Annotated in this window: 12 protein-coding genes and 1 pseudogene; 8 read left to right on the forward strand and 5 right to left on the reverse strand. The window is 71.7% G+C overall.

The features are described 5' to 3' along the window. The first annotated feature begins 108 nt into the window (after positions 1–108). Positions 109–1,638 (forward strand): PQQ-dependent sugar dehydrogenase, encoded by a 1,530-nt coding sequence (locus tag ACF07S_RS05150; protein WP_391973466.1) that lies wholly within the window; start codon positions 109–111, stop codon positions 1,636–1,638. A 69-nt stretch (positions 1,639–1,707) separates the two neighbouring features. Here ACF07S_RS05150 and ACF07S_RS05155 read toward each other — a convergent pair. Then, positions 1,708–2,112, reverse strand: a pseudogene (locus tag ACF07S_RS05155) (ATP-binding protein); the annotation flags it as partial. A gap of 229 nt (positions 2,113–2,341) precedes the next feature. On the opposite strand from ACF07S_RS05155, the gene ACF07S_RS05160 reads away from it, so the two are divergent. Together ACF07S_RS05160 and ACF07S_RS05165 are read left to right on the forward strand one after the other, a co-directional pair. Further along, positions 2,342–3,193 (forward strand): helix-turn-helix domain-containing protein, encoded by an 852-nt coding sequence (locus ACF07S_RS05160; protein WP_391973467.1) that lies wholly within the window; start codon positions 2,342–2,344, stop codon positions 3,191–3,193. Between the two features lie 8 nt (positions 3,194–3,201). Then, positions 3,202–3,402: a DUF397 domain-containing protein gene (locus ACF07S_RS05165; protein WP_391973468.1), complete on the forward strand. Its 201-nt coding sequence runs from the start codon at positions 3,202–3,204 to the stop codon at positions 3,400–3,402. Positions 3,403–3,433: 31 nt separating this feature from the next. Here ACF07S_RS05165 and pepN read toward each other — a convergent pair whose 3' ends face one another. Further along, entirely contained in the window at positions 3,434–6,016 is a 2,583-nt protein-coding gene (gene pepN, locus ACF07S_RS05170) for an aminopeptidase N (protein WP_391973469.1), read from the reverse strand. A gap of 281 nt (positions 6,017–6,297) precedes the next feature. On the opposite strand from pepN, the gene ACF07S_RS05175 reads away from it, so the two are divergent. Further along, positions 6,298–6,528, forward strand: coding sequence for a ribbon-helix-helix domain-containing protein (locus tag ACF07S_RS05175; protein ID WP_391962193.1), 231 nt, complete (start codon positions 6,298–6,300; stop codon positions 6,526–6,528). Next, positions 6,515–6,862 carry a type II toxin-antitoxin system PemK/MazF family toxin gene (locus ACF07S_RS05180; RefSeq protein ID WP_391962192.1) on the forward strand — a complete coding sequence of 116 codons (348 nt, stop codon included), beginning with the start codon at positions 6,515–6,517 and terminating at the stop codon, positions 6,860–6,862. Before ACF07S_RS05175 ends, ACF07S_RS05180 begins: the two co-directional genes overlap by 14 nt. Positions 6,863–6,922: 60 nt before the next feature. Here the strand turns inward: ACF07S_RS05180 and ACF07S_RS05185 are convergent, their stop codons facing one another. Continuing rightward, entirely contained in the window at positions 6,923–7,939 is a 1,017-nt protein-coding gene (locus tag ACF07S_RS05185) for an aspartate-semialdehyde dehydrogenase (RefSeq protein ID WP_391962191.1), read from the reverse strand. 335 nt (positions 7,940–8,274) lie between these two features. Between ACF07S_RS05185 and ACF07S_RS05190 the strand changes: the two genes are divergently transcribed. Then, positions 8,275–8,808, forward strand: coding sequence for an RNA polymerase sigma factor (locus tag ACF07S_RS05190; RefSeq protein WP_391973470.1), 534 nt, complete (start codon positions 8,275–8,277; stop codon positions 8,806–8,808). 1 nt (position 8,809) lies between these two features. Further along, complete coding sequence (locus ACF07S_RS05195; protein ID WP_391973471.1) at positions 8,810–9,676, forward strand: hypothetical protein; 867 nt, start codon at positions 8,810–8,812, stop codon at positions 9,674–9,676. A gap of 57 nt (positions 9,677–9,733) precedes the next feature. On the opposite strand, the gene ACF07S_RS05200 is transcribed toward ACF07S_RS05195, so the two are convergent. Both ACF07S_RS05200 and ACF07S_RS05205 read right to left on the reverse strand, forming a co-directional pair. Beyond that, on the reverse strand, positions 9,734–13,036 hold the full coding sequence (locus ACF07S_RS05200; RefSeq protein WP_391973472.1) for a S8 family serine peptidase: 3,303 nt from the start codon (positions 13,034–13,036) through the stop codon (positions 9,734–9,736). Positions 13,037–13,390: 354 nt separating this feature from the next. Continuing rightward, positions 13,391–13,939, reverse strand: a complete 549-nt coding sequence (locus ACF07S_RS05205) for a CGNR zinc finger domain-containing protein (RefSeq protein ID WP_391973473.1) — start codon at positions 13,937–13,939, stop codon at positions 13,391–13,393. Between the two features lie 132 nt (positions 13,940–14,071). On the opposite strand from ACF07S_RS05205, the gene ACF07S_RS05210 reads away from it, so the two are divergent. Continuing rightward, positions 14,072–14,515: a VOC family protein gene (locus tag ACF07S_RS05210; RefSeq protein ID WP_391962187.1), complete on the forward strand. Its 444-nt coding sequence runs from the start codon at positions 14,072–14,074 to the stop codon at positions 14,513–14,515.

The raw sequence follows: 14,515 nt of genomic DNA on the forward strand, positions 1-14,515 counted from the left end.
CGGGAGCGCTCCCATGCTGCGTGTCGTCGCACCCCGCAGGGGAACGGTCGCGCCTGTTGCCCAGAGAAGCACCGCCGCCCTGCACGCGTCCTCGCCTCCGGAGCCGACATGTCACGACGCCGCTGGACCGGGCCCCTTCTGCTGGCCCTGCTGCTGACCGCCCTCGCCCCGGTGCCCGCCGCGGCGGACACCGCGCCGCCCGCCGCGGAAACGGCGGAGCACACCGCAGCCGTGCCCCTGCCGTCGCTCAGCGCCACCACCACCCAGGTCGCCTCGGGGCTGAGACGGCCCACCGCCCTCGCCGCACCCGACGACGGCACGGACCGGCTGTTCGTCACCGAGAAGCGCGGCACCGTCCGCGTCTACCACCCGGACTCCGGCCTGGCCGCGGCCCCGCTCGCCGACATCACCTCGGCCGTGGACGAGTCGGGCAACGAACGCGGACTGCTCGGCATCGCCCTCCCGCCCGACTTCGCCGACAGCCAGGATCTGTACCTGGCGTACACGGCACTGCCCGACGGAGCGGTCACGCTCGCCCGTTACCGGCTCGACGAGTCGCGCCTGGAGGTCCTGCTCTCCCAGGAGCACGCCGAGTTCAACAACCACAACGGCGGCCAGCTCGCCTTCGGTCCCGACGGCCACCTGTACTGGAGCATCGGCGACGGCGGCGGCTCGGGGGATCCCTTCCGGGCCGGGCAGCGCCTCGACACCCTCCTGGGCAAGATCCTGCGCGTCGACGTCAGCCGCGCCTGCGGCCCGCTTCCCTACTGCGTCCCCGCCGACAACCCCTTCGTGGACACGGCCGGCGCGCGCGAGGAGATCTGGCTGTACGGGCTGCGCAACCCGTGGCGGTTCTCCTTCGACGAGGCCGACGGCTCGATGTGGATCGGTGACGTCGGCCAGGGCCGCTGGGAGGAGATCGACCACATCGCTCCCGGCCGGGGCGGGCTGAACCTCGGCTGGTCCTGCTACGAGGGACTGGAGAAGTTCGCGGGCGGCGACTGCGCGCCCGGCGAGACGTACACCGGACCTGTCTTCACCTACTCCCCGTACACCGGCGGCTGTTCGGTCATCGGCGGCCACGTCTACCGGGGCGAGCGGTACGCGGACCTGGTCGGCGGCACGTACATCGCCACCGACTACTGCTCCTCCACGGTCTGGGCGCTGCGTCCGGACGGCGCGGGGGGCTACGAGCAGGCGGAGATCGGGAAGATGCCCACCCAGGTGACGTCCGTCGGCACGACCGCGGACGGGGAGTTCTACGTCGTCAACGACCTGCCCGGCGGCCTGCACAGGGTGTCGTTCGCGCAGGAGGAGCCCACCTGCAGGGTGGACCGCAAGGTGACGGCCTGGGGCACCGGGACGACGGTCGACCTCACCGTCACCAACACCGGCAGCGCCGCCGTGAACGGCTGGACGCTGGAGTTCCCGCTGGCCCCCGGACAGACCGTCGTCTCCGACTGGAACACGAACCTGACCCAGTTGAGCAACACGATCACGGCGACCGACGCCTCCCACAACGCCACGATCGCTCCGGGTGCGAGCGTCACCCTCGGCTACCTCGCCGACCACACCGGTGACACGTCACCGCCGCGACGGTTCATGCTGAACGGGGATGCCTGCGCGGTCGGCCGCTGAGGGGGCGGGGTCCGTGTGACCGGTGTGTTCCGGTGGCCCCACGGCCACCTCGCCAACGCCTCCGGCAACAGCACCCAGTTCGCACCACACGTACTTGCCCCGGTTGCCCTCCTTGGCCAGCGGCTGCCAACCCCATACGTCGGCGCAGGCCCGCACCAGTGCCAGGCCCCGGCCGTCCTCGCGGTCCGGGGCCTGGGCGAAGGGCTGCGGCGGCTCGGGCGGCGAGGGGTCCGCGTCCCACGCCCCGATGCGCAGTACGCCCGCCTCCGACCAGCGCACCCGCATCATCGCCGGACTCTTCGTGTGGCGTACGGCGTTGGAGACCAGCTCCGTGGCGAGGAGTTCCGCGACGTCGACCAGGCGGATCAGGCCGTGCATCGTGAGGATCAGGCGGAGGGTGCGGCGGCAGATCGTGACGGCTCGGGGGTCGTTCGGGATGTAGAGGGAGTACTCCCACGGTTCGGTTTCGGACATGCGAACTCCGTTTGTGTGGAGAAGGGCTGGGGTGCATCGCGGTGGTGGACGACGGTGTCGTTGCCGCTCCGGCGAGGCAGGACGGGGCGGTGCGCTTCCGGCGTCCGCCGATGCACGGTGTGTTCCATCCGTCACCGACGGTAGGTCATAAATTTATTACTCAGCAAGCTCGTCGCGTAATCTGGCCCCGAACGAGTGGATCCGTCACGGCCGTTCAAAGGGGAAGGTCATGCCGCCCAGACGGCAGCCCTCGGCACGCCAGGAGCGTCTGGGTGCCGAACTGCGAAAACTGAGAGAGGCCGCCGGGCTGAAGGCGACCGAAGCGGCAAGTCTGCTCGGGGTGAACTCCGTACAGATGAGCCAGATCGAGTCCGGTGTCGCAGGAGTGAGTGAGGAGCGCCTGCGGCGGCTCACCGCCCACTACGCCTGTACCGACGAAGAGTTGGTCTCGGCACTGGTGGTCATGGCCACTGACCGGACGCGTGGCTGGTGGGAGGAGTACCGGGGCTCACTGCCCAACCGCTTCCTGGATCTCTCGGAACTGGAACACCACGCCCGCTTCCGGTGGGACGTGGACTTCCTGCACGTCCCAGGGCTTTTGCAGACCGAGGACTACGCCCGCGCTCTCTTCTCCTACGTGAACCCCGAGTTCCCGGAGAAGGAGGTGGACCGTTGGGTGGAGCACCGCATGCGGCGTCAGGTCATCATCGAGAGACCGGACCCGATTCCGTACGAGACGGTGGTCCATGAAGCCGCCCTGCGAATCAAGGTCGGAGACCGTGCCCAGGCGAGAGCTCAGCTACGGCGAATCCTGGAGTTCTCCGAGGCGGATCACGTCAGCGTGCGCGTCATTCCCTTCGACGTGAACGGCTTCGGTGGGGCCGGGAGTGCCATGGTGTACGCAGGCGGTGCCGTCCCCGCTCTGGACACCGTTGTGCGCGACGGACCGCACGGGACGGTGTTCATCGACGCCGAAGCTCAACTCCTCCGCTTTCGAACCCTCTTCCGTAGGGTTGGGTCGGTGGCGCTCCGGGCCGGGCGTTCCCGTGAGTTCATTCACCAACTGGCGAAGGAGCTGTGAGGTCTGCGATGACCACCCCTGACATCTGGAAGAAGTCGTCCTACTCCGGCGGTGGCGAAGGTAACGCCTGTGTCGAAGTGGCCACCTGTCACCCCCGCATAGCCATCCGCGACTCGAAGCACCCCTCCCGCACCCCCCTCTCCGTTCCCGCCCCCGCCTTCACCGCCTTCGTCGAGGCTCTGAAGGAACGCCGGGGGCGCCCGGCGTAACCGCGCCGGGCGCCCCTCTGCGTACCGGACGCTACTGAGCGGCCGCCGCCGCGTCCGCCGTCTGGGCGCGCAGGGCGCGTTCCACACCCGCGCGGGATTCCGAGACCAGGCGGCGCAGGGCCGCGCCGGGGTGGGCGGAGGCCAGCCAGCTGTCCGTCTTGTCCAGCGTTTCGCCGGAGACCTGGACGGTCGGGTAGAGGCCGACCGCGATCTGCTGGGCCATCTCGTGCGAGCGGGACTCCCAGACGTCCGCCAGCACCTCGAAGTACCGGTCCGTGTACGGCGCCAGCAGCTCGCGCTGGTCGGTCTGGACGAAGCCGGCGATGACCGCCTCCTGGACGGCGTTCGGCAGCGTGTCGGACCCGACGACCGACTCCCACGCCTCCGCCTTGGCCTCCGGCGTCGGGCGGGCGGCACGGGCGGTGGCGGCGTGGCGCTCGCCGGCCGCCGTCCTGTCCCGCTCGTACTCGGCCGCGATCTCCGCCTCGCCGAACCGGCCCACCGCCGCCAGCCGCTGCACGAACGACCAGCGCAGCTCCGTGTCCACGGCCAGGCCCTCGATGGTCCGGGCGCCGCCGAGCAGGGCCTCCAGCAGGTCCAGCTGCTCGGGGGTGCGGGCCGTCGCCGCGAACGCCCGTGCCCACGCCAGCTGGTGGTCGCCGGCCGGCTCCGCGGACCGCAGGTGGGCCAGCGTGGCGTCGGTCCAGCGGGACAGCAGGGTCTCGCGGGCGGCGGGGTCGGCGTACAGGTCGATCGCCAGCTTCACCTGGCGCTGCAGCGACTGCACCACACCGATGTCGGACTCCTTGCCGACGCCCGACAGGACCAGGGAGAGGTAGTCGCGGGCGGCGAGTTCCGCGTCCCGGGTCATGTCCCAGGCGGACGCCCAGCACAGGGCGCGGGGGAGGGACTCCGCGAAGTCGCCGAGGTGCTCCGTCACGGTGGCCAGGGACTGCTCGTCCAGGCGGACCTTGGCGTAGGACAGGTCGTCGTCGTTGAGCAGCAGCACCGCCGGACGGGGCCTGCCCACGAACTGCGGTACGGCCGTCAGCTCGCCGTCGACGTCCAGCTCGACGCGCTCGCCGCGCACCAGCTTGCCGCCGGCGTCGAGGTCGTAGCCGCCGACCGCGATCCGGTGCGGGCGCAGCGTCGGCTCGCCCTTCGCGCCGGCGGGCAGCGCGGGCGCCTCCTGGCGGATGGCGAAGGAGGTGATCACGCCGTCGGCGTCCGTCTCGATCTCCGGGCGCAGGACGTTGATGCCGGCCGTCTCCAGCCACTGCTTCGACCAGGTCCTCAGGTCGCGTCCGGAGGTCTCCTCCAGGGCGCCCAGCAGGTCCGACAGGCGCGTGTTGCCGTACGCGTGGGCCTTGAAGTACGCCTGCACGCCCTGGAAGAACGCGTCCTCGCCGACGTAGGCGACGAGCTGCTTGAGCACGGACGCGCCCTTGGCGTACGTGATGCCGTCGAAGTTGACCAGCACGTCGTCCAGGTCGCGGATGTCCGCCATGATCGGGTGCGTGGACGGCAGCTGGTCCTGGCGGTAGGCCCAGGTCTTCATGGAGTTCGCGAACGTCGTCCACGAGTGCGGCCAGCGCGAGCCGGGCGCGGCGGCCTGGCAGGCGATCGAGGTGTACGTGGCGAACGACTCGTTCAGCCACAGGTCGTTCCACCACTCCATGGTGACCAGGTCGCCGAACCACATGTGGGCCAGCTCGTGCAGGATGGTCTCCGCGCGCACCTCGTACGCCGCGTCCGTCACCTTGGAGCGGAAGACGTACTGGTCGCGGATGGTCACCGCGCCCGCGTTCTCCATCGCGCCCGCGTTGAACTCCGGCACGAACAGCTGGTCGTACTTCTCGAACGGGTACGCGTAGTCGAACTTCTCCTGGAACCAGTCGAAGCCCTGCCGGGTGACCTCGAAGATCGCGTCCGAGTCCAGGTACTCGGCGAGTGAGGGGCGGCAGTAGATGCCGAGCGGGACGGACTGGCCGTCCTTCTCGTACACGCTGTGGACGCTGTGGTACGGGCCGACGATCAGGGCCGTGACGTACGACGAGATGCGCGGCGTCGGCTCGAACACCCAGACGTGGCCCTGGGGCTCCGGCGTCGGCGAGTTGGAGATGACGGTCCAGCCCTGCGGCGCCTTCACCGTGAACTGGAAGGTCGCCTTGAGGTCCGGCTGCTCGAAGCTCGCGAACACGCGACGGGCGTCCGGCACCTCGAACTGGGTGTACAGGTAGGCCTGGTCGTCGACCGGGTCGACGAAGCGGTGCAGGCCCTCACCCGTGTTGGTGTACGCGCAGTCGGCGCTGACCCGGAGCACGTTGCGGCCCGTCAGCAGGCCGGGCAGGGCGATGCGGGAGTCCGCGAAGACCTCGGCGGGGTCGAGGGAGTCCCCGTTGAGGATCACCTCGTGCACGGTGGGAGCCACCAGGTCGATGAAGGACTCCGCGCCGCCGCCGTCCTCGGCGACGTCGAAACGCACCGTGGTCACGGACCGGTAGGTGCCGCCCTCCTGAGCGCCGGAGAGATCGAGATCGATCTCGTACGAGTCAACGGTCAGCAGCTTCGCCCGCCGCTGCGCCTCTTCGCGAGTCAGGTTTGTGCCAGGCACGCGGTCATCTCCTCGATTTGTGTGGGTTGCGTCATCCTTCCACGGGAGCCCGGGATCAGGCGATGACGGAGCCGGACCATGGGGATACCCCTGTATCCCCGTGTGCGCGGACGCGCCGGAGGGGAGGGCACGAGGTCCGGAATCCGCCGGTGGGCCGGGGCGGCGGGCGCGGCCCCGCCGGGGCATGCACCCGCCTCCCGTACGGCGGTGGCGGGGCCTTGACCGGGATGGCGCGGACCGTGGGTGGCCAAGGGGTTCATACCCCGAGTAGCATCAGAGGTATGAAGATCAGTGTGAGTCTTCCGCAGGAGGATGTCGCCTTCGTCGACGAATACGCCTCCCGTACCGAGGCCACTTCCCGGTCGTCCGTGATACACGCCGCCATCGAACTGCTGCGGCAGACGCAACTGGAACAGCAGTACGTGGAGGCCTTCGCCGAGTGGGACGGCAGTGAGGACGCGCGGTTCTGGGACCGCTTCGCGGGGGACGGACTGACCGATGAGGCGCGGTGACATCTATCTGGTCGACTACGAGCCGGCCCGGGGCAGTGAGGCCAACAAGGCACGTCCGGGCGTGATCGTCTCGAACGACGCTGCCAACGCGGCCGTGGAGCGGGCCGGGCGGGGGGTGATCACGCTGGTGCCGCTGACGACGAACACATCCCGCGTCCACCCGTTCCAGGTGCTGCTGCCCGCGGGGGAAAGCGGCCTCCGGAAGGACTCCAAGGCGCAGTGCGAGCAGGTTCGTGCGCTGACCCCGGAGAGGCTGCTGCGGCCGATCGGTGTGGTCCCGCGGCAGCGCATGGCCGAGATCGACGCGGCCCTGCGGCGGCACTTGGCGTTGTGAACACGCCGAGGGACGGTCACCGGGCCCGGTGACCGCCCCTCGTGCCCATGACCGCCCGGCTCAGCCCTCGAGCTCGTCCGCCACCAGCTCCGCGATCTGTACGGCGTTCAGCGCCGCGCCCTTGCGGAGGTTGTCGCTGGAGACGAACAGCGCGAGGCCGTTGTCCACCGTCTCGTCGGAGCGGATGCGGCCGACGTAGGACGGGTCCTGACCGGCGGCCTGGAGCGGGGTGGGGATGTCGGTGAGGACGACCCCGGGGGCCTCCGCCAGCAGCTCCGCCGCGCGCTCGGGGCTGATCGGGCGGGCGAACCGGGCGTTGACCTGGAGGGAGTGCCCGGAGAAGACCGGGACGCGGACACAGGTGCCGGAGACCTTCAGGTCCGGGATCCCCAGGATCTTCCGGGACTCGTTGCGCAGCTTCTGCTCCTCGTCCGTCTCGTGCCGGCCGTCGTCGACGAGGTTGCCGGCGAAGGGCAGCACGTTGAAGGCGATGGGGCGCTTGTAGACGCCGGGCTCGGGGAAGTCGACCGCCGAGCCGTCGTGCGTCAGCTTCTCCGCCTCGTCGACCACCTTGGCGGTCTGGCCGTGCAGCTCCGCCACGCCCGCGAGACCGGAACCCGACACCGCCTGGTACGTGGCGACGACCAGGGCCTGGAGGCCCGCCTCGGCGTGCAGCGGACGCAGCACCGGCATCGCGGCCATCGTGGTGCAGTTCGGGTTGGCGATGATGCCCTTGGGGCGGTCCGCGATGGCGTGCGGGTTGACCTCGGAGACGACGAGGGGGACCTCGGGGTCCTTGCGCCAGGCGGAGGAGTTGTCGATCACGACCGCGCCCTGCGAGGCGACCTTCTCGGCCAGCGCCTTCGAGGTCGCGCCGCCCGCCGAGAACAGCACGATGTCCAGGCCGGTGTAGTCGGCGGTGGACGCGTCCTCCACCGTCACGCCGTCCAGCTCCGTGCCCGCCGAACGGGCCGAGGCGAACAGGCGCAGCTCCGTGACCGGAAAGTCCCGCTCCTTGAGGATCCTGCGCATGACCGTACCCACCTGACCGGTGGCTCCGACGATTCCGACCCTCACGGTGACTCCCTACTGCGGCTGTGTGCTCTTCCGGTGTGCCTGGCCGAGGCTCTTCCATCATGCGGCCGACCACGGCCCGCCTGTCCAGTTCTTTGCCGCCCCGCCCGCCCAGTGGGACGGCCGGGCAGCGACCACCGGTTGCGGACCTTCGGTCGGCACCACTTTGAACTGCAGGAATTCAGCCACCGGGGGGCGCGGACCGCAAGGTCCCCTGCCCGGGACCGGGTCCGGCCACACGAAGGTGTGACGTACGCCTCGACGGGATCCGGAAAACCCGGTCGAACGTTCCGGGCGGGAGCGGCGTCGTAGGGGAAACAGGGTGAGGGGGGTGGCCGGTGCTGCGCGGAAGGACCCGGCGCGGCCGGGGGTCGTACGTCGCCGACGACGACCCGCTGGACGCGACGCAGGAACGCCGGGTGCGGGCGGTGCTCGCCCTCGGCGGGGTACCGCAGGCGGACCTGCCGGACGGGGTGCAGCAGGTCCGCCTGCGGCTGCTGGAACGCGCCGCGGACGGGCGGGAGGCACCGCGGGACGTCTCGGCGTGGGCGGCGGTGGTCGCCTCCAACCTCGCCATGGACTGGCACCGCGCCAAGCGCCGCCAGGAGCGGCTGGGCGAGCGCCTCGCCGCGCTGCGCCCGGCGGAGCTCCCCTCCGGCGAGGAGACCAGCGTGCTCTCCCTCGCCGTCGCGCGCGGCCTGGACCAGCTCCCCGACGCCCAGCGCCAGGTCGTCGTGCTGCGCTTCTACGCCGACCTCCCGGTGCGCTCCATCGCCGAACAGCTCGGCGTTCCCGAGGGCACGGTCAAGAGCAGGCTGCACACGGCGGTACGGGCCCTGCGCGCCCGCCTGCACGAGGACGAGGTGGTGTGACATGACCGCCCACGACGAGCACCGGGACCCGGGGAACGACGGCGACGCGTACGACGGCCAGGACGACGGCACGGACGCCTTGATGGCCGCCCTCCTCGGCGAGCCGCCGTCCGCGCGGGCCCGGCGGGACCCCGCGTTCACGGCCGCGCACGACGCCGCCGCCGCCGACCTGACGGTGCTGCGGGAGCAGCTGACGCTGATCGGCGACGCGCTCGCCGCTCCGGCCGCCACGGGAGCGGGCCCCGGGGACGCTCCGGCGTCCGCGGGCGCCGGCCGGGGACGGCAGGCCGGTCGCCTACGGGCGGGACGACCGGGCGCGGGCCCGCCCGGCACCGACGGCGGTTCCCGGAGCCCCGGCCGCGACCGCCGCCGGCGGTTCGGGGCCGCCCTCGGCGCGCTGGCCGCCGCTGCCGCCGCCACGCTGGTCGTCGGCACGGGCTGGCTGGTCACACGGCCCGGGGGAGCGTCCGAGACGTCGGCGGACAGGGCCGCCGCGGCGGATTCCCAGGGAGCGGGCTCCCGGGCGGAGGGCGGAGTCGCCTTCGGCAGCCCGCGGTACCTCGCCTGCGCGCGGCTGGTCGCCGAGGGCACCGTGCTGGCGGTGGAGCCGGTGCCGGGCGCCGCCGGCACGGAACGCGTCACCCTGGGCGCGAGCCGTGTCTACAAGGGCGACGGCGACCGGGAGGTCGTGTTCCTCCGGGACACGGCGGGCGACCCCCCGCTGCACCCGGGCGTCCGCGTCATGGTCGGCCTGCCCCGGAGCGGTGACCACCCGGACACGGTGGTCGCCGGCGAGGCGGACATCGCCCCCGAACGGGCGGTGATCACCGCCTCGCTTCCCGAGTCGCGCACCCTGACCTGCGGTTGAGCACGGCGAAGGGGCGGGCGCCCGTACGGACGCCCGCCCCTTCGGTGCCGGGGGTGCTTACGGGACGACCTTCTCGATCGCCACGTTGCCGACGCCCGCGACCGTGCCGCGCGCGTTGACGAGCTGGACCCGTCCGAAGAACGCACGGCCCTCGGGAGCCGCCGCGGCGACGGTGACGTCACCGGTGACGGTGGCCGTGCCGCCCGTGCCGAGCTTCACCGGCGCGGAGTCCGCGACGGTGACGGAGCCGAGCGTGGCCGCGAAGAACACGTCGCGGTAGTCGTACTCCGTGGAACCGGCCGGGACCGCGTAGCCGACGACCTCGACGGTGTACGTGCCGGCCGCCGGGGAGGCGATGGAGACGGACTCCTCCGAGTCGCCGTCGGCGGACTGGCCGACCTGCCTGCCGTTCTCGTCCCTGACCGTCAGGTCCAGGTCGGCGGAGGCGTCGGAGACGTCGCCGATGGCGACGTCGAGCGCCGTGGCGCCCGCGGGCACCTCGATCGTGGTGGAGTGCGTCTCACCGGTCGCGATGGACGGCCGTTCGGTCCTGGACGAGCCGAGCGGGCCGCCGACGAGCTTGCCCTCCAGGGCGGCGAACTCGTTCGTCACCTTCCAGGAGGCGGCGGTCGGCGTGCCGACCTTCGCCTCGGGCACGGTCACGGTCTCCGGGTCGAAGGCCGCGCCGAGGACGGCGACGTCGAGCGTGTACGGGTTGTCGAGCAGCGGCGAGGTGCGGCGCGACTCGACCTCGACCTCCCACACGCCCGGCTGCGGGTTCTCGTACGAACGCGCGTCGGGCCGGCAGGTGTTGGCCGGGTTGGTGTAGTTCGCGTAGCAGTTGACCGTCGACGTCGGGTCGGCCGGGACACCGTACGGGTGCAGGGCGATGAACCGGGTCTGGCTCTTGTCCCGCAGCCCGCCCAGCGCGATCTCCAGCGTCTTCGCGCCCTCGGGCACGGTGACGAAGTAGGAGGTGCTGCTGTTGCGCTGGGCCGTGCCGGACGCGGAGAAGGTGTGCTCCAGCGGCGCGGAGACGACCACGGTGTTCAGGATCTGCCGGTCGACGCCCTCGGTGCGCGGGTCGTCGACCTCCAGGATGGCGCTCTTGAGGCCGGCCGAGCCGGGCGCCGCCTGGACCTTCACGGTCACCGGCTTGTTCAGCGGCAGCGTGACGTCGTCGTCGCCGAGGATGCGGAAGGTGCGGCCCGCGTTGTTCTCGATGTCGAGCTCGTGGCGGATCGCGCGGTCGGGACCGGACGTACGGGTGACGGTGATGTCGTACGTCTTCTTCTGGCCGGCCTTCAGGCCGCCCTCGCGGTCGTGGAGACCGGTGCCGAAGCCGGGCGTCCTCAGGAGCTGGTCCATCGCGGTGTCGACCGGCGCCTTCACCGCGTACGTGTGCGCGGTGGCGCCGTCGCGGACGGCGTCCCAGGCGTCCTCGATGTCGATGAGGCCGGCGCCCTCCTCGTAGGCCTGCACACCCTTGATGTGCTCGGCGGTGGAGGTCAGCGCGGTGCGCAGGTCCGCGGGGGTCAGGTCGATGCGCTTCTGCTTCGCGGCGGACAGCAGCAGCGCGGCGGCGCCGGTGGCCTGCGGGGAGGCCATCGAGGTGCCCTGGAGCATGCCGTAGCCGGCCGGGAGGGCGTAGCCCGCCTCGGCGACCGGGGCGCCCGGCGCCCAGGTCTGGATGGTGTTGATCGCGGCACCGGGCGCGACCAGGGTCGGCGTGAAGCCGCCGTCCTCACGCGGGCCGCGCGAGGAGAACGGCATCATGGCGTACTCCTTCTCCACCACGGAGCCGTAGTTGGCGGCCCAGGTCTCCCTGGAGGCGGACGCGCCGACCGAGATGACCTTGTCGGCCAGCGACGGGTCACCGATGGTGTTGGCGCCGGGGCCGGAGTTGCCCGCGGAGATCACCAGCTGGACGCCGTACTCGTCGATCAGGCGGGTGTAGAGCGCGGCGCGGACGTTGTCGCCGTCGTTGAGTGCCGGCAGGCCGCCGATGGACATGTTGACGATGTCGACACCGCGCTCGGTGACGAGGTCGATCATGCCCTCGGTGAGCGCCACGTTGGTGCAGCCGCCGGACCAGGTGCAGGCGCGGGAGGAGACGAGCTTCGCGCCGGGGGCGGCGCCGTCCATCCGCCCGCCGAACAGGCCGTTGGCGGCGGTGATGCCGGCCACGTGCGAGCCGTGCGAACCCTCGATGACGCCGATGTTGACGAAGTCGGCCGTCTTGCCGACCCAGCTGCCGCCGTAGGGGTCCATCGGGACGTCCTCGCGGATCTCCACGACGAACGGCTGGCGCTCGGCGACGTCGGTCCTCGGGTCGTCGGTGCCGAAGTACCCGACCTGGAAGCCGTCCTTGTACGGCTTCATCGGGGTGTCGTCGGCGAAGTCCTGGTTGTCGTTCAGGTCGACGCGGACCGTGCCGGCGGCGGCGTCGTAGAGCACGCCCCAGGAGTCGGTGGTGTCGCCGTCGCGGTTGGCGTCACCGGCCGCGTCGCCGCCGGTGGTGTACGACTCCAGGAAGGTGCTGATGCGGTAGTCGCCGGCCGGGGCCCGCCAGGTCCTGCCGTTGTGGGTGAAGCTCGTTCCGGAGACCGGGGAGACCATCGGGCGCCAGGTCAGGTCGCTGTCGACGATCGGGTCGGTGGCCGTCACCCAGTCGACGATCTTGCGCTCGCCGGTGCTGGTCCTCTGCAGCGCCGGGTGGCCGAGGTCGACGCCCGAGTCGAGGATGCCGATGGTGACCCCGCGGCCGTCCGCCTTCGGGTTGTCCTCGACGAACTCGACGGCACCGGTCTCGAAGGACGGGTTGTACGGGTTCTCGGCGGGGGTGCGCCGGTCGGGGGCCGGGTAGGTGGTGGTGCCCCGGCTGCCGGCCTGCTCGGCGGTGTCCGCGCCCGGCGTCGGGTCGTCCAGCGGGATCTCCTCGCGCAGGTCGACGCCGTGCACGGAGGAGAGCTCGGCGGCGGCGGCGATGGCCGCGTCCGCCCTGCCGGTGGGGACGGTGGCGCGGACGTAGCCGAGCCCGTCGTGGGTCCGGCCGACCGAACCGCCCTTGACCGCGTCCAGCTGCTCGGCGACCTGCTCGGTCTTCCCGGGAGCGGTGGCGATCATCATCGTGACGTTCTTGGCGCCGTCGGCCTTGGCCTCGGCGAGCAGCTCCGCGTCGTCCGAACCGAGTTTGCGCGGCGCCGACTTCACATCGGTGTCGGCGGGCGGCGCGTCGGCGGCGAGGGCCGCGGGTATCGGCCCGGCGGCGGAGAGCGCGGCCACGAGACCGGCGGCCACGGCGATGCGGGCCACGCGTCTCGCACCCGATATCGGGTCGCGCTGGGAGGAGTGGGTCATCGGCATCCCTTGTGCGTAAGGAACGATCGTGGAGCGACCGGAGCCGATCGACCCAGGCCGCGCTCGTCCGGAAATGCGGGTCCGGACGAGCGTTGAGCCTTACGCAAGGGCCTGTTGTTTGGCGAGGGTTGGCCGGATCGAAATGGAGGTATGGGGAAAACCCCCGGTGCACTTATGGGGAAGAGGCGTGTCGAAAGCGACAAGTCGCCCTTGCGGACGGTGTGTCGGGTGCCTTCGTGTGCGAGGGGTGCCGCTTCGGGGGCCTTTGTGCACGAGGGGCGGTGCGGCGGGGTTCTTCGCGCGTGCCAGGGTCTTCGCGTGTGCCGGGCGCCTTCGTGCGTGAGAGGCGGCGTGTCAGGCGTCCTTCGCGCGCGCGTAGTGCCGGGACGCCTTCGCCCGGTTGCCGCAGACCGCCATGGAGCACCAGCGGCGGGTGCCGTTGCGCGAGGTGTCGAAGAAGTGCAGGATGCACGCCTCGTGGGCGCAGCCGCGGATCCGGTCGGGCGCGGTGGCCAGCAGCCGCAGGTAGTCGCGGGCGGCGAGCCAGGCCGGCCCCCAGGAGGTGTCGTCGAACTCGGGCCGCTCGCCCGGCCCGTCCGCGGTGAGCGTGGCCCGGATCCGCCCGTGTTCGAGCACGGCGTCGACCGCCTCCGCCCCCTCGCCCGCCGCGCCGTCCACCGCGCCCTTCAGGGCGTCCCGCGCCCGGAGCGCGTGCCGCAGGGTCGCCGTGTCGGCGGCGAACTGCCCGTCCAGCCCGTTGGCGTCGAGCCACACCGCGAGCCCGTCGGTGTCGGCGAGCAGGTCCCGTACGGCCCCCTCGCTCATCCACCGCGTGTTGAGCAGGTCGAGCGCGAGCGGCTCGCCGGTGAGCGGCCGCGGGTCCACGCGGTCCCGGTCGGACATGGGGGCTCCCTTCCCTGCTAACCACTCAAGGGTACGTGACCGGTTGACGCGGAGGATCTCTAACCCTTAATCTCATTTTCACTGGTTAGTTTGCGTCCCGTGCGCGCCGCGGGATCCGACGAAGGGACTCCCATGACCCCGCGCCCCGGCCACACCGGCCTGAACGTCACCGACCTCGACCGCTCGCTCGCCTTCTACCGCGACGTGCTGGGCTTCGTCCCGGTCGGCGAGGGCGAGGAGGAGGGCCGGCGGTACGCGTTCCTGGGGGACGGCGAGCGACTCGTCCTCACCCTCTGGCAGCAGGCGGGGCAGCCCTACGACGGCACCCGCGCCGGGCTGCACCACCTCGCCTTCGAGGTGGACTCGATCGAGCGGATCAGGGAGTACGAGAGCGCCCTGCGCGCCCACGGCACCGACTTCGCCCACGAGGGCGTGGTCGCCCACGGCGAGGGCGCCGCCTCCGGCGGCATCTTCTTCCACGACCCGGACGGCACCCGGCTGGAGATCTCGGCACCGACCGGTGCCGAGGACGCCCCCGCGCCGCACGGCTCCGCCCCGACCTGCGGGTTCTTCTAG

This window comes from Streptomyces sp. NPDC016640, assembly GCF_043076215.1.
GTDB lineage: Bacteria > Actinomycetota > Actinomycetes > Streptomycetales > Streptomycetaceae > Streptomyces.

Coding starts and splice junctions, on each gene's coding strand:
- ACF07S_RS05150 (WP_391973466.1), top strand. CDS start 109: ATGTCACGACGCCGCTGGACCGGGCCCCTTCTGCTGGCCCTGCTGCTG.
- ACF07S_RS05160 (WP_391973467.1), top strand. CDS start 2,342: ATGCCGCCCAGACGGCAGCCCTCGGCACGCCAGGAGCGTCTGGGTGCC.
- ACF07S_RS05165 (WP_391973468.1), top strand. CDS start 3,202: ATGACCACCCCTGACATCTGGAAGAAGTCGTCCTACTCCGGCGGTGGC.
- ACF07S_RS05175 (WP_391962193.1), top strand. CDS start 6,298: ATGAAGATCAGTGTGAGTCTTCCGCAGGAGGATGTCGCCTTCGTCGAC.
- ACF07S_RS05180 (WP_391962192.1), top strand. CDS start 6,515: ATGAGGCGCGGTGACATCTATCTGGTCGACTACGAGCCGGCCCGGGGC.
- ACF07S_RS05195 (WP_391973471.1), top strand. CDS start 8,810: ATGACCGCCCACGACGAGCACCGGGACCCGGGGAACGACGGCGACGCG.
- ACF07S_RS05200 (WP_391973472.1), bottom strand. CDS start 13,036: ATGACCCACTCCTCCCAGCGCGACCCGATATCGGGTGCGAGACGCGTG.
- ACF07S_RS05205 (WP_391973473.1), bottom strand. CDS start 13,939: ATGTCCGACCGGGACCGCGTGGACCCGCGGCCGCTCACCGGCGAGCCG.
- ACF07S_RS05210 (WP_391962187.1), top strand. CDS start 14,072: ATGACCCCGCGCCCCGGCCACACCGGCCTGAACGTCACCGACCTCGAC.